The organism is Acinetobacter entericus, from assembly GCF_026168575.1.
Lineage (GTDB): Bacteria > Pseudomonadota > Gammaproteobacteria > Pseudomonadales > Moraxellaceae > Acinetobacter > Acinetobacter bouvetii.
The window spans coordinates 73284-97277 of sequence record NZ_JAPEQW010000001.1 but is presented as its reverse complement, the minus strand read 5'-3'; the positions used below and the strand labels follow the sequence as shown (position 1 = coordinate 97277).

The window sequence follows — 23994 nt, the reverse complement described above, 5'->3', positions numbered from 1 at the left end:
ATTGCGCTTTAAGACAATAAAAAAGCCGAGCCTCAGTGCTCGGTTTTTTATTGCCATCAAATTGTTTAAACTGCTCGATCTATTCCAGCAAAATACTTGAGCCATATGAAAAGAGCCCTGCTGTTTGCCTTTGGGCTTATCTTAATCGTGGATGGCCTGTGGCTGCTGTCTTTGGACAAAATTCACTTAGGCATTATCCTGCCCATTTTCATTGGCCTGATCTTTATGATGACGGCCATATTTTATGGCGCTATTCAGCATTTTTTAGCTCAGCATCCCAAAGTTAATTCTTTTTGGCGGGTCAGCTGGACAGGTTTTTGGCTCTGGTTAATAAGTTTGGCTGGATTCTTTGGCTATCTGCAATACAGTTCACAGCAATCCGCCAGCATTCCCAAAGTCCGCGCTATTATCGTATTGGGCAGCGGCATTGAAAATGGACAGCCTTCACCGACACTCAAAGCCCGCTTGGATGCGGCCGTTCCAGCGGCACAGCAAAATCCTCAGGCAGCCATCATAATGACAGGCGGTTACGGCAGGCATGAAAAAGTGTCTGAAGCCGCAGTCATGCGGCAATATATGCAGCAGGCACATCATCTGCCGGTACAGCGGATTTATTTAGAAGATCAAAGCACCAGTACCGCATTAAATCTAGCCAACAGCAAAGCGGTTTTAGCTCAGCTGCATATTACTGCCGATCAGCCGGTTGCTATCGTCAGCAGTGACTTTTATCTGCCGCGTGCGGCAGCTATTGCCAAGCACGAAGGCTACAGCCATATTTACACAATCAGTGCGCCAACACCGCTGTATATCCGCTATAACTCTTGGCTGCGTGAATATTTCGCGTTTCTAAGCGGCTGGCTGCTGAATGAATATTAATACACGGATTAATGAAACTTTTAATTGATTCGGATATTGCGCGGCAATGGAATATTCAGATCTTTAAAAAAATCCGGCTTTTGCACATAGACCTGATATAAATAATTTTTTAAATCCAGCAGCAGTTTTTCAGGCGCCACCAAAATATTCTGCCCTTCCGGGGTTAGATCCATCGACACGGCTGTGTTTTGTTCACGCAAGAACGGAATGACTTTTTCAATGAAATCTTTCAGGCTGATTTCCAGCGTTTCGTAATTGGCCCAATTGTCTTTAATTAATAATTTTGCGAGGCTTTTATTTTTCCAGACAGCAAAGGCTTTTTGCCCTGTAGGTGTTGCGCATAATGCCCAGCCGTCCTGATACAATGCAATCAATCCGGCTTGCGCAACCATAGTTTCAATAAATTGTTTATAAATGTCTTGAGGATTGTAAGATGCTGTTTGAGTTTTAGCCGCTGCCTTGCGCTGATATGGATTTCTCATAGATCACATGGATATATTAAAATTATTATAGACTGCAAATTCTATGAAAAAATAAACGATTAGGCAAGCTTTAGAGAAAATATATGGTGGGCGCTGACGGGATCGAACCGCCGACATTCTGCTTGTAAGGCAGACGCTCTACCAACTGAGCTAAGCGCCCTTTAAGGGGTTGGTACATTTATTCTTAAAATGGCGCAGCGGACGGGACTCGAACCCGCGACCCCCGGCGTGACAGGCCGGTATTCTAACCAACTGAACTACCGCTGCATCACGTTACTTCTAGGAAGTACACTTTATATCTTAAAAGNAGACAGCAAAGGCTTTTTGCCCTGTAGGTGTTGCGCATAATGCCCAGCCGTCCTGATACAATGCAATCAATCCGGCTTGCGCAACCATAGTTTCAATAAATTGTTTATAAATGTCTTGAGGATTGTAAGATGCTGTTTGAGTTTTAGCCGCTGCCTTGCGCTGATATGGATTTCTCATAGATCACATGGATATATTAAAATTATTATAGACTGCAAATTCTATGAAAAAATAAACGATTAGGCAAGCTTTAGAGAAAATATATGGTGGGCGCTGACGGGATCGAACCGCCGACATTCTGCTTGTAAGGCAGACGCTCTACCAACTGAGCTAAGCGCCCTTTAAGGGGTTGGTACATTTATTCTTAAAATGGCGCAGCGGACGGGACTCGAACCCGCGACCCCCGGCGTGACAGGCCGGTATTCTAACCAACTGAACTACCGCTGCATCACGTTACTTCTAGGAAGTACTCTTTATATCATAAAAGATATGTCGTGCGCTGACGGTAACGAACCGCCGACATTCTGCTTGTAAGGCAGACGCTCTACCAACTGAGCTAAGCGCCCTTTAAGGGGTTGGTACCTTTATTCTTAAAATGGCGCAGCGGACGGGACTCGAACCCGCGACCCCCGGCGAGACAGGCCGGTATTCTAACCAACTGAACTACCGCTGCATCACAAAGAATATGGTGGGCGCTGACGGGATCGAACCGCCGACATTCTGCTTGTAAGGCAGACGCTCTACCAACTGAGCTAAGCGCCCTCAAAAGATCAATCATTAAAATGGCGCAGCGGACGGGACTCGAACCCGCGACCCCCGGCGTGACAGGCCGGTATTCTAACCAACTGAACTACCGCTGCATCTACACAATGTCGCAATTGTGGTTCAAACGAATAGCAAAATTTAAAGTGGCGCAGCGGACGGGACTCGAACCCGCGACCCCCGGCGTGACAGGCCGGTATTCTAACCAACTGAACTACCGCTGCACTTAAATCTTGACGCTGAAAAAGCTTGGTGGGCGCTGACGGGATCGAACCGCCGACATTCTGCTTGTAAGGCAGACGCTCTACCAACTGAGCTAAGCGCCCTCAAAAGATCAATCATGTAAATGGCGCAGCGGACGGGACTCGAACCCGCGACCCCCGGCGTGACAGGCCGGTATTCTAACCAACTGAACTACCGCTGCATCTACACAATGTCGCAATTGTGGTTCAAACGAATAGCAAAATTTAAAGTGGCGCAGCGGACGGGACTCGAACCCGCGACCCCCGGCGTGACAGGCCGGTATTCTAACCAACTGAACTACCGCTGCACTTAAATCTTGACGCTGAAAAAGCTTGGTGGGCGCTGACGGGATCGAACCGCCGACATTCTGCTTGTAAGGCAGACGCTCTACCAACTGAGCTAAGCGCCCTTTCAAAACGTCTTCATCGTTTGATGAGGTGCATTATAGAGAATCTTGACCGAGTGTCAAACGCTTTTCTGCGAGTTTTCCACTTTTTAAGCCTGAGTGATTAAAAAATAGGTAATATGCTGTAAAAACCTGCATTTTTTGTATAATTTTTAAATGCATATCTAAATTCGGCTGCTTTTTAACAGCTGTTCTTCAATAAAAATACTGCTTTTACCGCCTAAATTTCTCATCAATTGACGGCTTGATTATTTTAGCTTCAATTTAAATCATCATATGCCAAATATGATAAGCCTCATCTCTAAGCCTTGTCTTTTTTTAGCGCTCTTCTGATACAAAAAAAAACGACTGAAAGGTCTAAGCAGCTGCAGCATATCCTGCGCACTCAGCTTTAATGCAGCATTCACCTTTATTCTGCAATATAAACCAAAGCCTGCTCTGGAATCAGCTCAAACAATTCTGCAATATCGCTGTTGCGCATGCGGATGCAGCCATGTGACATTGGAATGCCCATCGGTTCAGAGTCCGGCGTACCATGTATATAGATATAGCGCTTATAGGTATCGCAGCCCTCACCCAAATTAAAGCCTTGTTCTAAACCGCGCAGCCACAAAATGCGCGATAAAATCCAATCTCTGTCAGGATTTGCTGCAGCCAATTGCGCACTATAAATTTCTCCAGTCGGCTGGCGGGCAATGAAAACACTGTTTAAAGGAAGATCTTGACCAAACTTTTCTGCAACTGTATGCCAGCGGCGTGGCGTTTTACCGCTGTTTTCTGCTTCTCCAATGCCATTTTTGCCTGTAGAAATCACATAAAATTTATTCAGCTTATTTAAGCTTAAAGTCTGATGCTTTAAATCAATGATAATGTCGGCTTGATCCAGTGCGTATTGCGTCATTTGTCTTTCTCAGTCTTTTCACAATTCATATTGATGCTTAACTGCGGAGGCTCTGGGCGCAGCCACAGCCAGACGGCTACCAACAGCATTGTCACATCCGTAAAAACCTTCACTGCAAAGGGCGCGCTGGTAAACAGCATAATCATGCCGCTGATCAGCATCATGATGCTGGCAATCCACTTGGCTTTGCGCGGCACTGTGCCATTTTCGCGCCATGCGCGCAGGGTCGGGCCATATTTAGGATGGTTCAGAAGCCATTCATCCATCTGCGGCCAGCCTTTGGACGCCGCCCAAGCGGCCAAAATCAAAAACACTGTTGTTGGCATTCCCGGCAATATTGCGCCGATAAAACCCAGTATGACAAAAATCACCACAAGGCTTCGCCAAAACAACGTCTTCATACCACAGCCCAAATTTCAGAATTAAGGTAGTATAAAGTGTTTTTGCAATTTATCCGTTGTTATTCTGCACTTTCCTCAGGCGACACATGCACCTTATTTTTTTAAATACTGATCTGGATGAACGCTGGCTGCAATTGTCACAGCCGCTGGTCCGCCAACTGGCATTTTGCATTGGCAGCGCCAATATTCTTGGCCGCCTGCCTGCTGAACTGCCCATAACGCATTCATTTCAATTTCATGAAAATGCCGTCTGGGCAGAGCATTTAGACAACTATTGGCTGCGCCTGCAGTATTTAGATCAGCATCCTGATGAGCTGATCAGCTTTCTGCAGCAATTAAAAAGCACCCGGCTGGGTTTGCGTTTCGAAATGTTTATTTGGTTTTGGCTGCTTGACCATCAGTATCACCCCTATCAACTGCTGGGCCACAGCATTCAAAAAATTGCCGGCGCGCGCACGCTGGGTGAACTTGATTTTGTATTATTCAACAGTACCACGCATGAAGTTGAACACTGGGAAGTAGCGCTGAAGTATTATTTGGCAGAGCGCGATTTTTCACTGCCCTTTTGGTACGGCCTGAACCGCACTGATACGCTCAGCCGAAAGCTGCAGCATTTTACAGCAAAGCAGTTCCAATTTTCCGATGCGTTGGAACAGCCCATTCAGCGCCGCTACTGCATTTTAAAAGGCCAGTTATACCTGCCGGCAGCCAACGCCGAGGCAGCCCTGCCCGCTTGGATTAATCCTGCGCGCAGAATGGGCTTATGGGGACATCAAATCCCGGAAAAATCTCAAGGCTTTTACCACATGCAGCGCCATGAATGGATTTGCGCGAATCAGTCCGCCAGCAGTCTAAGCCCCAAATGGTGGACAGATGGCCTATATAAGTCGGCACGGCATCAACACTACTATATGTACCGTCAGCCCAGCTTACTGGCGAAGCATGTCTGATGCTGCTGTCAGATCTAGGTATTACATTTGCTTACCGAAGCACTATAAAAACTGTATACAGTTTAACCAGTGTATTTTTTAATCTAACTCTCACATCAGAATAATTTAATTATTCATAATTATGGAGATGATGATGAAAAAAATTCTTGCTGCTTCACTGATCGTGGCTTTTGCTTTAACGGGCTGCAACACATTCAAAGGTTTTGGTAAAGATGTATCGAAAGCGGGCGATGCGGTCACCAATACCGCGGAAAAAACCGAAAACAAAATGTAATTTATCCTGTCCATCAAAAACCTTATCGGCTGATAAGGTTTTTTACGTTTAATTTTTCCCTTATTTTGCTGATTCGCCTATTATATTGCGACATTTTAGACTTTAAGATTCAGCATGACTTCATCATCAGCGACCCTCGATCTCAGCCTAGAGCTTCTGCGTCAGCCTTCAGTAACTCCTATCGATCATACTTGCCAAACCATTATGGCAGACCGCTTGGAAAAAGCAGGCTTCACTATTGAACATATGCGTTTTGATGACGTTGATAACTTGTGGGCGCGCCGCGGTGCAGAGTCTCCTGTTTTCTGTTTTGCCGGGCATACCGATGTGGTTCCGACGGGCAGCCTGGAAGACTGGAATTCAAACCCTTTTTTTCCTGAAATCCGCGACGGCAAGCTTTATGGCCGCGGCAGCGCAGATATGAAAACTGCGCTGGCAGCAATGGTGGTTGCTTCTGAACGCTTCACTGCAAAACATCCAAATCATAAAGGCTCTATCGCTTTTTTAATTACTTCAGATGAAGAAGGCCCATCCATTAATGGCACTGTGAAAGTGGTTGAAACGCTGGAAGCCCGCAATGAAAAAATGGACTGGTGCTTAGTCGGCGAACCATCAAGCACAAATACACTTGGCGATATTGTTAAAAATGGCCGCCGCGGGTCTTTAAATGCCAAACTCACGGTAAAAGGCAAGCAAGGCCATGTAGCGTATCCGCATCTTGCGGTGAATCCGATTCATACAGCGTCTAAAGCCCTTGCAGAATTGTGTGAAACTGTTTGGGACAACGGCAATGAGTACTTCCCTGCAACCTCTTTCCAAATTTCAAATATTCATTCAGGCACTGGCGCGACCAACGTGGTTCCGGGCACAATGACATCACTGTTTAACTTCCGCTACTCGACTGAAGTCACCGCAGAAGAACTCAAATCCCGCACGCTGGAAATTTTAGACCGCCACAATGTTGATTATGATATTGAATGGACGCTGTCTGGCTTACCGTTTTTGACCCCAGTCGGTGAGCTGGTGAATGCGGCAAAAACAGCGATCCTGAATGTTACAGGTGTTGAAACTGAGCTTTCCACCAGCGGCGGCACATCGGATGGGCGCTTTATTGCACCGACTGGCGCTCAAGTGCTGGAGCTAGGTGTGCTGAACGCCACCATTCATCAGGTCAATGAACATGTTAATGTAAATGATCTAGAGCCTTTGGCTGAAATTTATGAGCAAATCTTAGAAGGCTTATTGGCTTAATTAAAACCATGCATAAAAAAGGAACTCCGCGGAGTTCCTTTTTTACGCCTAACATTCTGCAAGCTTACAAGCCAATAGCTGACTGAATATGAGTCAAATTCGGTATGTGATAGATCTGGTCACCCATGCGAACATATTGGAAAATGGCCGGGTCAGTCATAACATGATCTTCATCCACAATTTCCGAAATACGCAAACGGACTGATTTCGGCATTTCATTGCACATCAGCGCAAAGCGCTGACTGACATCTTCACCCTCAATGACCAGCGCCACGCCATTTAGACGTTCAGGTTCATTCACCGCATAAACCGACAAATTCAATTCATGCCATTGCACGCTTTGCACCTGAGTTTCACTGTCCAGTGCTGACAAGACAATATTTTGCGGCAGCAGCATCGGCTCTTTGCCATAGCAATCAATGATATATGCATCAATAAATCCGGTAGAAACCGTAATTAAATGCTGCAGCTCCTGCTGGCTAATCTCATTGGATACAGTAGTCTGACTCATTGATTACTCCTGTTTCTCTGCAATTAAACTTTCAATATTGGCCAGCAGTTCCGCTTCCTGGAACGGCTTGCCCATATAGTGCGTTACACCCAAGCTGAACGCGCGCTCACGGTGTTTTTCACCAGTACGCGAGGTAATCATGATAATCGGCAAGTCTTGGTGAATGTCATGATGGCGAACCAAGTTCGTCACTTCAAAACCATCCATGCGCGGCATTTCAATATCCAGCAGCATCAAGTCTGGTCTTACATTTTCCAGCTGTTCTATGGCGTCCACACCATCTTTCGCCGTCACAATGTCATAGCCTTGACGTTCCAGCAAGCGAGATGTCACCTTACGCACCGTTACCGAGTCATCCACAATCATGACTAAGCGGCGCGCATTGCCGTGGCGTGACAGATCACGCTGATCTTTACTGCGCTTAACGCGCTGTGTCGCCTGAATCTGACGCGCAATGCTCTGGCCGTCCAAAATTAAGCAAACTTGGCCATCACCCAGAATCGTAGCGCCTGCGATCACGCCAACATTAGAGAACTGCTGGCCAATTGGCTTAACCACAATTTGCGCACGCGAGCCAATCAGCTGATCAACCAGCAGCGCAATGGTTTGGCCGCTGTTGCCTTTAATCAGCAGCACCGGCAAGGAGTGCGCAATTTGGCCTAAACGCGGTGTAGGCAAATTAGAAACGAACTCGGATAAATAGCGCAATTTGTAATGCGTATTGTCAATTTTAAAGGTATCTGCCTTGCTGCTGAAATAGTCTTCCAGCGCTGACGGCGCAATACGCACAATACGGTCAATTTGCGCCAGAGAAATCGCAAACTGCTGATCACCGGCTTTCACCATTAAGGCATCACTGACCGCCACGGTGGTCGGCACACGGATGGTAAAGGACGTGCCTTTGCCCAATTCAGACTCGACCGTTACATGCCCGCCCAGCGCTTTAATTTCACTTTGCACAACATCCAGACCTACCCCGCGTCCGGAAATTTGCGTAACAGCCTGCGCGGTACTGAAGCCCGGATGGAAAATCAGCTGCAGAATTTCCTGCTTATCCAAGAGCTGATCTTCTTTGATCAAACCTTGGCTCAAGGCTTTGGCCTTAATCTTCCCTTCATCAATACCTTTGCCGTCATCACTGAACGTGACCAGAACATCGGTGCCTTGACGGCTGATGTTTAAAACAATGTTGCCCACTTCCGGCTTGTTCAGCGCTATGCGGTCAGCCGTATCTTCCAAGCCATGGTCAATCGCGTTACGGAGCATGTGCTCAAATGGCGTCACCAAGCGCTCTAAAATTGTACGGTCCAGCTCACCTTCGGTATTCTGCACAATCAATTCTGCAGGACGGTTCAAGGTAGAAGAGGTTTGACGCACAATACGCTGCAAACGCGGCAGCATGCGCGAGAACGGTACCAGACGAGTGCGCATCAGGCTTTCTTGAATTTCGGCCTGAATGCGTGATTGCTGAAGCAGCAAGCCTTCGGTATCGCGGATTTTTTCAGACAGCGTACTCTTAAAGTCAACCAAATCCGATGCTGACTCAGCCAAAGATTTAGACAGCTGGTTCAATGATGAATATTGGTCCATTTCCAATGGGTCAAAATCGGCATAGCGTGAATTTTCAGAACCATGCTTCGCAATAATCTGCGACTCCAGCTCGCCTTCCATTCGGCGCAGCTGGTCCGCCAAACGCTTGATGGCCAATTCCATCTCATTCAGGGTATTGCCCAGCTGTCCCAAATCCATCTCAATACGCGAACGGTTGATTGAGTTTTCGCCCGCCAAGTCAATCATTTTCTCAACCAGATCAGCCGAAATTCGGATCATCTCGTTGCTGTTATCGGACTTAAGCGTGTCTGACCATTCACCTTGCATCGATGGCGGCTCTGCGCCATCGCCTTGGATAAATTCAAAACCGCGCGAAGCAGGGCTTTGCTCAGACCGCGCGAAGCTGTTCGGCAGCTGTGCCGTTACATTGACAAATTCAATTGAATCCAGGCTGAATTTAATGCTGTCAAAATTGCTGTAGTCTTTCTCGAAGATCGCCTGCTTTAACCAGCTGACAGTCGTTTGCAGCAAATCATCATAAACATTAGAGCTGAAATGATGTACAGCAAATTGCTCAAAGGTTGTTTCCAGCTGGTAAGAAATCGCCGCAACAGGCTCATTCTCCACCATACGCGCGCCGCCTTTAATACTGTGGGCTGCACGCTGCAGTTGAAGCAAAATGCTGCGGTCATTGCGCTGTTCAAACCATTTTGCCAGCAGCTGTTCTGTATTTTCCAATACTTCTTCAGCTTCTTCTAAGAAGGTTTCCTCAACAACAGTCCGCAGCGCTTGATCTTCATCCGAGATGACCCGCTCATCCGCTGCAGCTACGCTTTCCTCAAGCACAGGCTGCGGCATTTCAACTTGCGCTGTTTCTTCAGCAGGCGCTATGCTGCCTTCAGTTTCTTCTGCAGCTGAAAACACCTGTTCAAGTTCTTCCGCAACAGCTTCCGCCGCATATGCTTGATCCGCCGCCAAGTCTTCTTCAGTGGCATCTTCTTTAACAGCGTCAGTTTGCCCCGCAGACAGAGACTGAATGTTTTGAACAATATCAATCACCGCATGCGCAGGATAATCAATATTTTGATCACGGATCGTCTGGATACGGTCAGAAACATCATCCTGGACTAAGCGGATGATTTGAATCAGCGCTGGATTGATGGCAATTTGCTGGCGGATAATGCGTTCATAAACAAATTCCAGCTCGTGTGCGATTAAGCCGATATGTGTTGCTGAAATCATATTTGCACCGCCTTTCAAGGTGTGCAAATAACGCATTAAATTGTTCAGGGCGCCAATATTGCTTTGATCTTTTGCCCAAGTGCTTAAATCATCATCAATACCCGACAGCAGTTCATCAGCTTCTTCCAGGAAGATAGCCAGCAAGTCTTCATCAAAGTCTTTATTTGCCTCAGCAGATTGAAGCTGAGCGCGCTCCGCAGCAATCCGCTGACTTAACTGCGCATAGTCCACACCAGCTGGAACAGCTGCTTCTACTTCAAGCACAGCCTGGACTTCTTGTGGCTGTGCATGAACAGCAGCCTGCTCCACATCCTGCTGAACAAAAGCAGACAACTCACTGAGCAGTTTTTGCGCTTCAGCATTCAAAACCACTCGCTGACCTGCAGCCAAGGTATCGAACAAATGGATAAACTCTTGATGCGCTTGCGCAAACAGTTCATACGCATAGTTGAGGTTCATCAGCTCTGGCTTCTCGACCAGCACATCATAGCCCTGCTTCAATTCTACAGTGAATGCATGAATTCCTGCAGAAGCGCGGTTATCCGTGTGATCCAGCAGCAATTTCGCCTGTGAACTCAACAAAGTCAGATATTCTGGAAATTCAGCCTTAGCGCGGCTGTCAAATTCAAACTCTGCATCCAGCAGCTGATCAATATTCAATTCGATCAGCTTAGAAACTAGGCCTTGCGGGTTAATATCTGCGCTGACGTCTTCAGCTGCAAAACCGTAATCATTCCATGCTGTGCTGAATGTTTCATAGATCGAATTCAGCTGACTGCTGGAGCCTTGACGCATAGTCAGCAAATAATCACGGACAAATTCAGCGTACTGAATCAGCAATGCGCTTTCTTTTGAGGTAGAGACAATGTCTTCCTGCAGCAAAGTTTTAAACAGATTTTCAACTTTTGTGCTGGCTTCAAAAATCTGATCAATTTGCGCCATCGATGAACTGCCGCGCAGGGTATGCAGGGCGCGGATCAGGCCATTATAATCCTGAGTTTGCTCATTTTCTGTTTTCAGGAACTGATCAATGGTATGCAAATGCTCTTCAGCTTCTTCAATAAAGATCGAAACTGTTTCTTCAATATAATGGTCTTCACTTTCAGCAGCAGATCCTGTTCCGGCTTCCGCGCTTTCAGCTGCATCGGCCAGTTCTAAGCCGGTCATAACGCTTGGCGCATTTAAAGTATCGGCCAGGCTTAATAATTCTTGCAGTGCCGGCTCAGGGCTTATCCCCTGCTGCAGCTGCTGACCCAATAAAACCAAAGGGCGCAAGTCAATATCCAGCTCTTCTACCGTTTTAAACCGCGGATATAACTTATACTGATAAACATTTAAAACTGTTTGAGCAAATTTCTGGATGACGGGCGTCAGCACAACTGTGCCTGAAAGGACACGGTTAAGCGTATCTTCCACAATCCATGCTGTTTCACCGGCAGATTTGGCGCCTACCATGCGTCCAGAACCTTTTAAAGTATGGAAATGGCGGCGAATCGTAGTCAGCGTTTCTGGATTGTTCGGTTCTTCTAGCCAACCCGTAAATAAAGAATTTAATTCAGCAAAGATCTCTTCTATTTCTTCAACAAAAATTTCTAAAATCTCTGCATCTTGATCTAGATAGCTATCTTCCGGAAGCGTAGTCGTTTCTACTAAATTTTTTAATATTTCTTTCATAGCTAAGGCTTCTTACGTTTTTGCCACCAAGCAGGGTGCTCAAACTTAATTGTAACCATCACGCGTGACTCAACTTGTTTTCGTTGAGTTCATCTTGACGATGCTTTATCTGTGTTTCGTGATACGCCTCACCCTTAAGCAAGGCGCATTTCCCCAAAGCCTTCTGACTTAGTCTGGAAGTTTAAAGTCAGATACAGATTCACGTAATGATTCGGCCATGTTTGCCAATTCAGATACCGAACGTGCAGTATCAAAGGTTGCAGTTGTCGTTTGAGATGTAATTTCCTGTACAACATTCATCGTTGTCGCAATATGGCCCGCAGAAGCAGACTGAAGTTTTGCAGCATCGGAAATGTTCGCAATCAGTTTTGCCAAGTTGCCAGATACGTTCTGAATTTCATCCAGTGCGACACCGGCATCCTTAGATAAGTTTGCACCGCGGACAACTTCAGAAGTGGTCTGCTCCATGGAAATAACCGCTTCATTCGTATCGGTCTGAATTGTTTTTACCAAGCCTTCGATCTGTTTAGTTGCAGATGCTGAACGCTCAGCTAGACGCTGTACTTCATCCGCTACCACGGCAAAACCGCGGCCTGCTTCACCCGCCATAGATGCCTGAATCGCAGCGTTCAATGCCAAGATGTTCGTTTGGTCGGCAATATCGTTAATCAGGGCAACAATGTTACCAATCTCTTGCGAAGATTCACCCAAGCGCTTAATACGCTTTGAAGTTTCCTGGATCTGTTCACGAATCGTGTCCATCCCCTCAATTGAGCGGTTTACAACTTGCGCGCCATTGGCAGCAATTTGTACTGAACGTTCTGCTACCACAGCAGACTCATCGGCGTTGGCAGATACTTGGTCAATAGACATTGCCATTTCGTTAATCGCCGCAGATGCGCCAGCAATCTCTTGCGCCTGATGTTCTGATGCTTCAGCCAGCTGGTTGGTAATGCCCTGCGTATTCGCCGTATACTGTGCAACTTCTTGAGAAGTTTCTGTAATACGTGATACAAGGTCACGCAATTGGTCGATTGCGAAGTTAATCGAGTCGGCGATAGCGCCCGTGAAGTCTTCAGATACCGTTGCATATGAACGCAAGTCACCGTCCGCCAAGTCCGCAATCTCATCCAGTAAACGCAAAATCGCGTTTTGGTTACGGTCGTATTCTTCCTGTAAGCGGCTTACACGCTGTTTATCTGATTGACCACGCAAAGCCAGCAGGCGGAATACACAAATTAAGAAGCCGACTAAGCACAGCAGCAGGAACAATGCAGGAATCGCAATTTCCAAGTTAGAGCCGCTTGACAGTTTATTTAAGTTTGTCAGCAGTTCATCCGACTGAGCGAAAATAGAAGCAGAAGCCTGACGCACTTTTACAATTTGTGTTGAGTTTTTAAGAATGGTTGCCGCTGCGGATTTCAGTACATCATCATACTCTGCTTTGATGCCCGCTAAAGACTCACGCAAAGACTCATCAGAAATGCGCTCTACACCCAGTTCTGCGCTGCCGTTCAGCTGCGCATTCAAGTATGATCCGAATGTTTCTGTATCGGCACTGAAGTCATCCGCAGATTCACGCGAACTTTCACTGCCCGTCAATACCGAACTGATAGAACGCAGAATACGTTCCGCAATGAATACCTGGTTTTTCGCAATCACTACCTGGTTGGACGGCATATTTTGACGCGCCATTTGGTCAACCATCAGGTTGTACTCAGCCTGAATACCAGGGATGGTTTCACCAATGGCAATGTTCGTGTCATACAATTTGTTAATGATTTTCTGTTGCGAAGAAATCAGTGTAATACTGTCAGAAACTTTCTGCCACTGTGCTTCAACCGTTTTCAACGCTTGCGTTGATGGATGCGTATCTTTCACCGTCTCTAAGTTGGCTGCGAAAGCGGCTTGAGACTCAGTCAGCTTTTTGATTGATTCTGGTGTGCCTGATGCCGTCGCTTCCGTCGCTTGACGCGAAATGGTTTGCGACAATAGGCGCAATTCACCCAAGCTTCGCGTCAACTCATTATTACGAGGAACACTGTAGAAAAGATACAGCAGCAAGAAAATTGCCACAAATAAACAGAAGGCTGCGCCCAAGATTAAAGGCTTAGACTTTTCACTATCACCAAATACGCGCGATAACTGCTCTGTTTGTGATTGAAACTTGGCTAATAAAGCATTACCGCTTTTACGGCCAGTGCTTTCGCCCGTATTTTTCTTCTTAAGTTTAAAGCCCATGCAGCCTCTCCCCGTTTTCGACCTAGATGTTTAGGTGCGACAATTAATTTATAAATTTTATTGATGCGTTCATATATTTAGGATTTTGCATCAAGCTGCTGAATAAGAAGACATGCCACTGCTGGTTATGCTGGTGAAAATATCCTTTGCAATATTCTGTTAAATTGCTGTCTAACTCAGTGCCCGCAGAAAAGTAACTTTTCTTATTAAAATGCTGAATCCCCAAAACCTGATCCACGACTAAACCGACATAATGGTCATTATGAGTGATGCACAATACTTTTTGAGTCGGCGAGTAACTGCTTCGATAGCCCGAAATGTAGTGCGCTAAATCAGACACTGACAGTAAACGGCCCCGAATATTCGCCAACCCCTGCACCCAAGACTGCGTATTCGGCACTGGGGTGCATTTTGGCGGATAGATTACTTCAGATACTTCACCCAAAGGAGCAACAAAATATTGCCCCATCATCTCAAAAGCAATGCCTGACCATCGGTTTACTTCATTTTCGGTAGAAACGTAGTTTTTATTGCCACGCTTTGCTATTCGAAGTAATTCGATAAATCCATTTGCTGCCATAGAGCTTTATCCTGCATTGAGGTGTTGTTTAATCACATCAATTAATTGTTTTTCATCAACAGGCTTAGTCAAATAGTCAGCTGCGCCTTGACGCTTGCCCCAAACGCGGTCAGTGGCCTGATCCTTGGTGCTGACAATGACAATAGGAATGTGCTTAGTGGTTGCGCCGCGTGCAATTTGACGAGTCGCCTGAAAGCCGTTCACACCTGGCATTACCACATCCATCAAAACTAAATCCGGCAATTCAGCTTGCGCCATGGTCACACCGTCCGCACCGTTTGAAGCCTCAATCACTTCAAAACCATGCTTCCCTAAAATTTCTTTGAAACGGAAAGTTTCTGTCGGTGAATCGTCCACGATTAAAATACGCGCCATTCCATTACCCCAAAAATAAATCTTTATTAAACAGTTACGTGATTACGGATAGCATTCAGCAATTCATCTTTGCTGAATGGCTTGGTTAAATATTCGTCCGAACCTACGACACGCCCCTTCGCCTGGTCAAACAAGCCGTCTTTACTTGAAAGCATGACGACTGGAATATTTTGATAATTTTGTGAATTTTTGATAAGCGCGCAAGTTTGATAACCGTCCAGGCGCGGCATCATGATATCAACAAAAACAATATCTGGATTTGCTTCAGCAATTTTAGACAGCGCTTCGAAACCATCTACCGCTGTGACCACTTCACATCCTTCACGCTGAAGCAGTGTTTCTGCTGTACGGCGGATGGTTTTTGAATCATCAATCACCATGACTTTTAGATTTTGGAATTTATCGTCCATTTAATGACCCTACCATTTTTAGATGTACAAACAAATTTTGTGAGCAGCTATATTTTTACAAGTTATTAACATTTTTAACATATATTTACTTGCTTTTTCAATGAGCATTTTCTGCTCGACCGCACATTAACCAACAATAACAACAACCGCTTCACACTTCCTAATGACCAACGATTTTTTTTTGTCTGGGAATGGTTTTTAATTCTATCTTTTAGGACTAATATAACATTTTTATTACTTTAAAATAAGTAATTTAGTCAACTTTAAACTGGGGAGTCCAATGCTGAGTCAGTTTAGAAAAAAACTTACTTTCATTGAAGATAAAAGCATGTCTAAAAAAATTATTTTTATTGCTTGTTTATTGTCAAAGATGGCCTTTGCCGCGGCTCCAGCTTCCCAGCAGCCTAAAAGCGCCTGGTACCGCTATTATGACAGCAAAGGTGTGGCCAATATCAGCACCAGCGTCACTCCCAACCATATCCGCTACGGGTACGAAGCGCTTGATCAGAATATGCAGGTGATTAAGCGCAATAAGCCTTATAATGCAGAAGCAGACATTAAGCAAGCGCCTCAGCGCGCAGCCCACGCCCAGCAAATAGCAAATGACAACAAACTCAAACGGGCCTATGGAAACAGCGGCACAGCACTGCTGAAGAAAAAAGATGCGCTGACCCAAATCAATAAGCAGCTGGTTTTTCAGCAGGAACAATTGAAACAGCTGCAAAATGACCGTATTGTATTCGTCCGTCAAGAGCGTGAGCATTTCCGCAAAGGCGAAACTGTGCCTGCGCAGTTAAAAACTATGCTTACGAATAATCAAAAAAATATCGTATTAAAAAAAGAATACATTCAATCTTTACAAACAAGCTATCGAAATACAGCAGTAGAATACGACAAAATTATTTCACGTTTAAAATCAATGGAATAATTTTATTTATTCGATTGCAGCGGTTCACAGCTGAATAAAAAGGACGATCATGCGATCAGCACAGCACTTTACTTTTTTTAATGGGAACCGCACTGCCCATTTTTTAAAATCCGGCGTTCTTTGCCTGAGCATAGCGCTTAGCGCATGCCAAAAAAATGAAACAGCGCAGCCCGCTGAAAATGTAAAAACCATTGAACTCATTCAGCAGGATCTGGTTGCGGTACAGCATGGCGCATCCGTCAGCAGAACTGATTTCACCGGTACCGTCCGCGCAGTCAATCAAAGCAGCATTCAGGCGCAAGTCACAGCAACCGCAGCCTCTGTCAATGCGCAAATCGGACAGTCTGTCGTCAAGGGGCAGGTGCTTATCCGTTTAAACAATCAGGACAATGCGGCCCGCTTAGCGCAAGCCAAAGCCAATTTCGCTTCAGCCCAAGCGCAGGCCAATCAGGCCAAACTGATGATGCAGCGCAAACAGCGCTTGTTGAATCAGGGATTTATTTCTAAAGTGGATTTTGAGCAAAGCAAAGTCGACTATCAGGCGCAGCTGGAAAATGTCAATGCTCAGCAGTCGAATGTGGATATAGCCCGTAAAGCGGATCAGGACGGCACTATTTACAGCCCTATCAGCGGAGTCATCACTAAGCGTAAGGTTGAACTGGGGCAAACGGTTGCTGCAGGCGCAACCCTGTTTGAAATTGTCGATCCCAGCCATTTGGAAATACAAGCGCAGCTGCCGAGCGACATGCAGTCCGCATTAAAAATTGGACAGGCCATTGAATACAGCATTCAAGGCAACCCGAACAAGCTGACCGCAGTATTATCCCGCATTTCGCCGATTGCAGATCAAGCCAGCCGCCAAATTGAATTCTTCGCAGAGCCATCTGAACGCATTAATTCGCGCAGTATCGGCGCTTTTGTTGAAGGTTCTATTTTAGGCTCAAATCAAGTTTCAGGACAGCTGATTCCGCTGGATACAGTGCATGATATTCAAGCCAAACCCTATGTTTGGGCAGTGCGGCAGCATAAAATCGCCCGATTGAATGTCAAGGTGTTAGAGCAGCGCTACAGCACAAATACGGCTGTGGTCAGCGGCCTTGAAAGCAGCGATTTAATCAGCCGCGTTAAATTTTCCGAAGATGATATTCACAAAGACGTCAGCATCAATAAAGAATAAATAAAAAAAGCAGGATAGCGGTTATGTGGTTTACCCGAATTAGCGTCAAGTACCCCGTTTTCACCATTATGATGATGTTCTGCCTGATGGTGCTTGGCTTGGCCTCTTGGCAGCGCATGGGCGTTGAAGAATTTCCGGATGTCGATTTCCCGTTCGTGGTGATTTATACCAATTATCCTGGCGCATCGCCTGAATCCGTTGAATCTGAAATTACCAAAAAAATGGAAGATCAGATCAATACCATTTCCGGCCTTAAACAGGTGATTTCGCAGTCCAGTGAAGGTCTGTCGACCATTATTGCTGAATTCAACCTAGATGTGCCTTCATCTGTCGCTGCGCAGGATATCCGCGACAAAATTGCGCCAGTCAGCGCGCAGTTCCGCGATGAAATTGATGATCCGATTGTCGAACGCTATGACCCAACGGCCAGCGCAGTCATGTCTATTGTATTTGAATCAAAAAATATGGACTTGCGTGATTTAAGCTCTTATTTGGAACAGCGCATTGTGCCCCAGCTAAGAACCGTTTCCGGTGTCGGCACAGTCAACCTGCTAGGCGATGCGCAGCGCCAGATCCGCATTCAAGTCGATCCGCAAAAGCTGCAGAGCTTTGGACTGGGCATTGATCAAGTCTTAAACACCCTCAAGGCAGAAAACATTGAAGTTCCGGGCGGCACGCTCAAGCAGCCAACGTCTGAATTGGTGGTTGAAATCAAGTCCCGCGTCATTCACCCTCAGGCTTTTGGCGATTTAGTGGTGGCAAATAAAAATGGCGCCCCTATTTTCCTCCGGCAAGTGGCCAGTATTGAAGACAGCCAAGCGGAGATGGAATCCAGCGCATTCCTTAACGGTAAAACAGCGGTAGCCATTGATATTTTGCGCAGCTCAGACTCCAATATCATCGAAGTAACGAACAACACCCGCAAAACACTGGAAGAAATTAAAACCCAGCTGCCGAAAGGCACAACAGCTGAAATTGTCGTAGATTCCTCCAAAGGCATCCGCGGCAGCATTAAAGACGTTGCCCGCACTATTATCGAAGGCGCCGTTTTAGCCATTCTGATTGTGCTTTTGTTCTTAGGCTCTTTCCGCTCCACCGCCATTACCGGCATGACTTTGCCGATTGCTTTGCTGGGCACCCTCACCTTCATTTGGGCCTTTGGCTTTACGATTAACATGATGACCCTGCTGGCGCTCTCCCTCAGTATCGGCCTGCTAATTGATGATGCGATTGTGGTGCGTGAAAATATTGTCCGGCATGCAGACATGGGCAAAGACCATGTCACCGCCGCGCTGGACGGCACCAAAGAAATTGGCCTCGCAGTATTGGCCACGACACTCACCATTGTTGCGGTGTTTCTTCCCGTTGCCTTTATGGGCGGCATTATTGGGCGTTTTTTCTATCAGTTTGGCGTCACCGTCAGTACCGCTGTGCTGATTTCAATGTTTGTCAGTTTTACGCTTGACCCAATGCTGTCCGCGCATTGGGCCGAAAAAAAGAATCCAGATAAAAAACCAGGCGCTGTCAAACGCTTCCTGAATTGGATTTCTGACAAATTAGACAATTTGAGCCATCATTATGAAAAATTGCTGAAACTGGCTTTGCGCTTCCGCCTGATCACAGTTTTAATTGCCGTCGCCTCGCTGTTTGGCGCGCTGGGCCTTTCTAAGCTGATTGGGACAGAGTTTGTCCCCGTACCGGACAAAAGCGAAATCCGCATCAAGTTTGAAACCCCCGTTGATGCAACGCTGGCGTACTCGCAAGCAAAGCTTAAACAGGTTGATTCAATTATCCGCCAGCACCCTGAAGTCCGCGCCACTTACGGCGCCATCAACAGCGTTTCTGACCGCGGCAAAAACCACATCAGCATCCGCGTGGCTGTCACCCCGCGCACGGAGCGCCAGCAAAGCTTAACCGATTTAAATAACGAATTCCGCAGCCGCCTGCAGTCCGTTGCCGGCATTACGGTCACGTCTATCGCCTCGGCGGATGAAACGGTATCCGGCGGTCAAAAACCGGTCATGATTTCCATTAAAGGGCCTGACCTGAATGAGCTGCAGAAAATTTCCGACCGCTTTATGGCTCAAGTATCGCAGGTTAAAGGCATTGTCGATTTAGAAAGCTCACTGAAAGAGCCAAAACCGACCTTAGGCGTCCATATCAGCCGTGTCTTAGCCAGTGATTTAGGCCTTTCGGTCAATCAGATTGCCAATGTGGTGCGCCCACTGATAGCAGGCGACAACATCACCACATGGAAAGATGAAAAGGGCGAAACTTATGATGTCAACCTGCGCCTGAATGAAGACCGCCGCAGGCTGCCAAGCGATGTGCAAAACATGTACATCACCTCGCAAAAAACCGATGCAGCCGGCTTGCCAATTCTGGTGCCGCTTGCATCTGTCGCCAGTTTTGAAGAAACATTGGGGGCATCACAGATTAACCGCCGTGACCTTGCCCGTGAAGTATTGGTCGAAGCCAACACTGCAGGCCGTCCTGCCGGCGATATCGGCGCAGACATCAAAAAGATTGAAGACAGCTTTGATCTGCCGCCGGGCTATTATTTTGCAACCCAAGGCGCCAATAAAGACATGGCGGAATCAGCAGGCTACGCCATGACCGCCATCACCCTGTCCATTGTGTTTATTTACATTGTGCTCGGCTCGCAATTCAACAGCTTTATTCATCCGGCAGCCATTATGGCCTCACTGCCGCTGTCCTTAATTGGCGTGTTTCTTGCGCTGTTCCTGTTCAACTCCACCCTGAATTTATTTTCCATTATCGGCATTATTATGCTGATGGGCCTGGTGACGAAAAATGCGATTCTGCTGATCGATTTCATCAAAAAATCCATGGATAAAGGCAATTCAAGATATGATTCAATCATTGCCGCAGGCAAGACCCGTTTGCGGCCTATCCTCATGACCACAAGCGCCATGGTGATGGGCATGGTGCCTTTAGCGCTGGGCTTGGGTGAAGGCGGTGAGCAAAGTGCGCCGATGGCGCATGCCGTGATTGGCGGGGTGATTACCTCTACCCTGCTAACGCTGGTGGTGGTTCCCGTGATTTTCACCTACTTGGATGATTTAAAGAATTTCATGATGCGTCAGGTCAAAAAATTCACGTCTTGATTTCCACTTAGATGAATTCCTGCGATTAAATGCCAATGAGATGACATTGAGAAATGCTCATCTCATTTTTTATTGTATAATCTCTGCTTTAACGCTTAATTTTTTAGGACAGTTTCCATGCGCGCGAGTCGCTTTTTATTTGCAACGTTGAGAGAAACCCCGAACGATGCTGAAGTTATTTCACATCAGCTGATGCTTCGTGCAGGGATGATTCGTAAATTGGCTTCAGGTTTATACACTTGGCTGCCGATGGGCGTTCGCGTATTAAATAAAGTTGAAGCGATTGTCCGTGAAGAAATGGACCGTGCCGGCTCACTGCAAGTGCTGATGCCTGTAACGCAGCCCGCGTCCCTATGGGAAGAATCCGGCCGCTATGTGCAGTATGGCCCTGAACTTTTGCGTTTTAAAGACCGCCATGCCAACGATTTTGTACTTGGCCCGACGCATGAAGAAGTCATCACTGATCTTGCGCGCAACGAACTGAAAAGCTATAAGCAATTGCCAGCCAATTTCTATCAGGTGCAGACGAAATTCCGTGACGAAATCCGTCCGCGCTTTGGGGTAATGCGTTCACGCGAATTCATCATGAAAGATGCCTATTCGTTCCATGCCGATCAAGCATCACTGCAAGAAACCTATGACAATATGTACGAAGCATATTGCAAAATCTTCACGCGCCTTGGCCTCAACTTCCGCCCAGTGCAAGCCGACACAGGTTCGATTGGCGGTTCAGGCTCTCACGAATTCCACGTATTGGCTTCCAGCGGTGAAGATGACATTGCCTTCTCTACCAAATCAGATTATGCAGCCAACGTAGAAATGGCTGAAGCCGTTTTAACCGGTGAACGCGCGGCTCCTGCCAAAGCCTTAGAAATTGTAGACACGCCAAATCAAAAAACAATTGAAGATGTCTCCGCTTTCTTAAAAACAGATCCTGCTCAATCCGTTAAAGCGCTGCTTGTGCAAGGCGTGGCTGAAGAAGGCAAAACAGCGCCTATCGTTGCGCTGTTCCTGCGCGGCGACCATCAGCTGAATGAAATTAAAGCTGAAAAACACCCATTGATTGCAGCGCCGCTTGCTTTTACAACTGAAGCGCAATTAGCTGAACTTGGTTTAACCGCAGGTTTCTGCGGTCCGCAGGGCCTTGCTGAAAAAGGCATTACGGTAATTGCTGACCGTGCAGCCTCTGTGCTTTCTGACTTTGTCGCTGGCGCGAATGAAGTTGATAAGCATGCTGTCGGCGTAAACTGGGAACGTGATGCGAAATTCACAGAAGTCTTTGACTTGCGCAACGTTGTTGAAGGCGATCCATCTCCTGATGGCAAAGGTACTTTACAAATTAAACGCGGCATTGAAGTTGGCCATATTTTCCAGCTGGGCAAAAAATACTCTGAAGCTTTAGGCTGCAAAGTACTCGGTGAAGACGGCAAGCCAATGGTCGTGACTATGGGCTGTTACGGCATTGGCGTAACACGCGTTGTGGCGTCCGCCATCGAACAGAACTTTGATGAGAAAGGCATTATTTGGCCTGCTAACATTGCGCCGTTTGAAGTTGCCATTGTGCCGATGAATGCGCATAAATCACCAAAAACGCTGGAAGCAGCCGAAGCGCTGTATGCTGAACTGTCTGCTGCCGGCTATGACGTCTTGCTGGATGACCGCAATGAGCGCCCAGGAGTTAAATTCTCTGACCTTGAATTAACCGGCATTCCGCACCGTATCGTCATTGGTGAAAAAGGTTTAGATGCAGGAACGTTTGAATATAAAGGGCGCCGCGATGCGGAGTCTGTGAATCTGTCTAAAGAAGAATTATGGGCTAAAATTGCAAAATAAATTTTAGCTGATATTAAAAATCCCGCTTGATGCGGGATTTTTTATGACTGGCCAAACAGCGTCATCAGCAGAAACGTGAAGAGCCAAAACAATTCCGGTACGCAGGCGCAAGCGTTGTAATATTACCCGCAGCGGCATTGCCGTTTTGAACCATATTTGACATCAAATTCGTCAATGAATCCGTAATATTTAACGTAAATGCATCTTGCAAATACATCGACCAGCCTTTGCCAACAGCAGAGTCATACCCCGGATACTGAATGCTTGCCAGCGATGTTAAAGCAATGCCAAATTTATCTGAATTTACATCCAGTTGATGTACATTGTTTAGATTGTATGGGAGCTGATAATCATTCAGCAATGTCGTTAATTTTTTACCATAGTTATCAGCTGTTTCTAATGCACCCTTTGTTGGAACAGCCTGCCCTAAGCCTATCAGCGTTTGCTGCTTCATATAATTTTTAATGCCTGTTTTTAACAGTGGCATTAATGTTCCAGCGATTTGAGCAGTACCCAATGCATTACAATTGCCTCCTGGGTCACCAGCACATAACTGATTGATTGACAATCCTTCAACGACTTCGTTAACAATGTCTCCCAAACCTAAATTTAAAATTTTCACTTGAGTCAAACGGGTACCATTCGCAGTCACATTCGCTGATTTCGAAGCGGCCGCCGTATCTACCGTTAAATCTCTATATCGCACTGCAATAAGGCCTAAATTAGTAATTTCTTCATCACCTACACCTAAATAACCGGCAGCGGCATATTGCTGCTTATAGTTATGTATAATCCCAAGCCCATAATCTCCCATAAAATCTGTCGAATATTTAGACTGATCACTTGTACTGCAGCCAGTTGTACCAGCTTTACACGTTACCGCAATATTCGTCTGCGCCAAAATATTCAGATTGGTTTTACCCGTTAAATAACCGCTGAAACTATTCATCGTTCCAATACTCATTGGACCTTCAGCTTTTTCAGCACCGACACGAACCCCGACGATTTGCCGTGTAGATGCCTGGCTTCCACCTTTAATTGCAAACTGATAAAACGGATTGGTCAATACAAAATCTTTTAAAGCGGCTTGATTCGATACTGCATTATTATTATCGGTTCCCGTTGGCTGGCCTGCAGCGCCAGTTAAAGTGATGCAGGTTCCAGAAGCATTTGTGACACAGCCGAAAGAAAGCTGTGAAATATCAATATCACAGCCTCCATTGCCATTATCACCGCCGCAGCCTAATTGCAATGATTTGATATTCGTATTCAGCGACAGTTCTGCATCAAATCCTAATTTAAAGAAATCAAGCCCTTGGCTGGAATCAGAAACTTTAGACAATGAAAACAAGGCTTGGCCTGTCACATTTGAGAGCGCTGCATCATCTAAACTGGTCATTGCATAGGTCATCGTCGACAGACTGAATGTTGATGCAATGATGCTTCCTAATATCGTTTTTTTCATTATCTTTCCCTGTCTATAATGATTATT

Annotated in this window: 18 protein-coding genes, 13 tRNA genes and 1 pseudogene; 8 read left to right on the top strand and 24 right to left on the bottom strand. The window is 46.2% G+C overall.

What is annotated here, in order from left to right; all coding sequences use genetic code 11:
- Positions 1-105 precede the first annotated feature (105 nt).
- Complete coding sequence (locus OKC24_RS00520) at positions 106-876, top strand: YdcF family protein (protein WP_265464491.1); 771 nt, start codon at positions 106-108, stop codon at positions 874-876.
- Between the two features lie 20 nt (positions 877-896).
- Here OKC24_RS00520 and OKC24_RS00515 read toward each other — a convergent pair whose 3' ends face one another.
- The 17 genes and pseudogenes from OKC24_RS00515 to OKC24_RS00435 all read right to left on the bottom strand — a co-directional run bounded on the left by OKC24_RS00515 (position 897) and on the right by OKC24_RS00435 (position 4377).
- Positions 897-1358: a DUF2750 domain-containing protein gene (locus OKC24_RS00515; RefSeq protein ID WP_130144209.1), complete on the bottom strand. Its 462-nt coding sequence runs from the start codon at positions 1356-1358 to the stop codon at positions 897-899.
- Positions 1359-1442: 84 nt separating this feature from the next.
- Positions 1443-1518, bottom strand: a tRNA-Val gene (locus OKC24_RS00510).
- A gap of 30 nt (positions 1519-1548) precedes the next feature.
- Positions 1549-1625 (bottom strand) — tRNA-Asp (locus OKC24_RS00505).
- Positions 1626-1670: 45 nt separating this feature from the next.
- Positions 1671-1844, bottom strand: a pseudogene (locus OKC24_RS00500) (DUF2750 domain-containing protein); the annotation flags it as partial.
- An 84-nt stretch (positions 1845-1928) separates the two neighbouring features.
- Positions 1929-2004: transfer RNA gene (locus tag OKC24_RS00495), tRNA-Val, on the bottom strand.
- A gap of 30 nt (positions 2005-2034) precedes the next feature.
- A tRNA-Asp gene (locus OKC24_RS00490) sits at positions 2035-2111 on the bottom strand.
- Between the two features lie 46 nt (positions 2112-2157).
- Positions 2158-2230: transfer RNA gene (locus OKC24_RS00485), tRNA-Val, on the bottom strand.
- A gap of 30 nt (positions 2231-2260) precedes the next feature.
- A tRNA-Asp gene (locus OKC24_RS00480) sits at positions 2261-2337 on the bottom strand.
- Positions 2338-2350: 13 nt separating this feature from the next.
- Positions 2351-2426: transfer RNA gene (locus OKC24_RS00475), tRNA-Val, on the bottom strand.
- Between the two features lie 21 nt (positions 2427-2447).
- Positions 2448-2524 (bottom strand) — tRNA-Asp (locus tag OKC24_RS00470).
- Between the two features lie 49 nt (positions 2525-2573).
- Positions 2574-2650: transfer RNA gene (locus OKC24_RS00465), tRNA-Asp, on the bottom strand.
- Positions 2651-2676: 26 nt separating this feature from the next.
- Positions 2677-2752: transfer RNA gene (locus tag OKC24_RS00460), tRNA-Val, on the bottom strand.
- Between the two features lie 21 nt (positions 2753-2773).
- Positions 2774-2850, bottom strand: a tRNA-Asp gene (locus OKC24_RS00455).
- Positions 2851-2899: 49 nt separating this feature from the next.
- Positions 2900-2976, bottom strand: a tRNA-Asp gene (locus OKC24_RS00450).
- Positions 2977-3002: 26 nt separating this feature from the next.
- Positions 3003-3078, bottom strand: a tRNA-Val gene (locus OKC24_RS00445).
- A 406-nt stretch (positions 3079-3484) separates the two neighbouring features.
- Positions 3485-3976, bottom strand: a complete 492-nt coding sequence (elsL, locus tag OKC24_RS00440; protein ID WP_131276023.1) for a cell wall-recycling L,D-carboxypeptidase ElsL — start codon at positions 3974-3976, stop codon at positions 3485-3487.
- On the bottom strand, positions 3973-4377 hold the full coding sequence (locus OKC24_RS00435; protein WP_005008071.1) for a YbaN family protein: 405 nt from the start codon (positions 4375-4377) through the stop codon (positions 3973-3975). The genes elsL and OKC24_RS00435 overlap by 4 nt, the downstream gene beginning before the upstream one ends.
- Before the next feature lie 86 nt (positions 4378-4463).
- Here OKC24_RS00435 and OKC24_RS00430 point away from each other — a divergent pair, with 86 nt between their 5' ends.
- The 3 genes from OKC24_RS00430 (at position 4464) to dapE (ending at position 6852) form a co-directional block, all read left to right on the top strand.
- Positions 4464-5327, top strand: a complete 864-nt coding sequence (locus OKC24_RS00430; RefSeq protein ID WP_130144211.1) for a DUF1853 family protein — start codon at positions 4464-4466, stop codon at positions 5325-5327.
- Between the two features lie 130 nt (positions 5328-5457).
- Positions 5458-5601, top strand: a complete 144-nt coding sequence (locus tag OKC24_RS00425; protein WP_099048129.1) for an entericidin A/B family lipoprotein — start codon at positions 5458-5460, stop codon at positions 5599-5601.
- 114 nt (positions 5602-5715) lie between these two features.
- Complete coding sequence (gene dapE, locus OKC24_RS00420; RefSeq protein WP_130144212.1) at positions 5716-6852, top strand: succinyl-diaminopimelate desuccinylase; 1137 nt, start codon at positions 5716-5718, stop codon at positions 6850-6852.
- Between the two features lie 64 nt (positions 6853-6916).
- Here the strand turns inward: dapE and OKC24_RS00415 are convergent, their stop codons facing one another.
- From OKC24_RS00415 to pilG, 6 genes are all read right to left on the bottom strand, one after another.
- Positions 6917-7363: a hypothetical protein gene (locus OKC24_RS00415; RefSeq protein WP_130144213.1), complete on the bottom strand. Its 447-nt coding sequence runs from the start codon at positions 7361-7363 to the stop codon at positions 6917-6919.
- Positions 7364-7366: 3 nt separating this feature from the next.
- Entirely contained in the window at positions 7367-11830 is a 4464-nt protein-coding gene (locus OKC24_RS00410; RefSeq protein WP_131276025.1) for a hybrid sensor histidine kinase/response regulator, read from the bottom strand.
- A 168-nt stretch (positions 11831-11998) separates the two neighbouring features.
- Positions 11999-14071: a methyl-accepting chemotaxis protein gene (locus OKC24_RS00405; protein WP_130144215.1), complete on the bottom strand. Its 2073-nt coding sequence runs from the start codon at positions 14069-14071 to the stop codon at positions 11999-12001.
- A 43-nt stretch (positions 14072-14114) separates the two neighbouring features.
- Positions 14115-14651, bottom strand: coding sequence for a chemotaxis protein CheW (locus OKC24_RS00400; RefSeq protein WP_130144216.1), 537 nt, complete (start codon positions 14649-14651; stop codon positions 14115-14117).
- 6 nt (positions 14652-14657) lie between these two features.
- Complete coding sequence (locus tag OKC24_RS00395; RefSeq protein WP_005008058.1) at positions 14658-15026, bottom strand: response regulator; 369 nt, start codon at positions 15024-15026, stop codon at positions 14658-14660.
- Between the two features lie 26 nt (positions 15027-15052).
- A complete protein-coding gene (gene pilG, locus OKC24_RS00390; RefSeq protein WP_005008057.1) occupies positions 15053-15436 on the bottom strand; it encodes a twitching motility response regulator PilG in 384 nt (127 codons plus the stop codon).
- A gap of 280 nt (positions 15437-15716) precedes the next feature.
- Here pilG and OKC24_RS00385 point away from each other — a divergent pair, with 280 nt between their 5' ends.
- The 4 genes from OKC24_RS00385 to OKC24_RS00370 all read left to right on the top strand — a co-directional run bounded on the left by OKC24_RS00385 (position 15717) and on the right by OKC24_RS00370 (position 22502).
- Complete coding sequence (locus tag OKC24_RS00385) at positions 15717-16364, top strand: hypothetical protein (protein ID WP_130144217.1); 648 nt, start codon at positions 15717-15719, stop codon at positions 16362-16364.
- 49 nt (positions 16365-16413) lie between these two features.
- Positions 16414-17541: an efflux RND transporter periplasmic adaptor subunit gene (locus OKC24_RS00380; protein ID WP_131276026.1), complete on the top strand. Its 1128-nt coding sequence runs from the start codon at positions 16414-16416 to the stop codon at positions 17539-17541.
- A 23-nt stretch (positions 17542-17564) separates the two neighbouring features.
- Positions 17565-20669: an efflux RND transporter permease subunit gene (locus OKC24_RS00375; protein WP_130144219.1), complete on the top strand. Its 3105-nt coding sequence runs from the start codon at positions 17565-17567 to the stop codon at positions 20667-20669.
- Between the two features lie 117 nt (positions 20670-20786).
- A complete protein-coding gene (locus OKC24_RS00370; RefSeq protein WP_265464489.1) occupies positions 20787-22502 on the top strand; it encodes a proline--tRNA ligase in 1716 nt (571 codons plus the stop codon).
- Between the two features lie 64 nt (positions 22503-22566).
- Here the strand turns inward: OKC24_RS00370 and OKC24_RS00365 are convergent, their stop codons facing one another.
- Positions 22567-23967: a hypothetical protein gene (locus tag OKC24_RS00365; protein ID WP_130144221.1), complete on the bottom strand. Its 1401-nt coding sequence runs from the start codon at positions 23965-23967 to the stop codon at positions 22567-22569.
- Between the last annotated feature and the right edge of the window lie 27 nt (positions 23968-23994).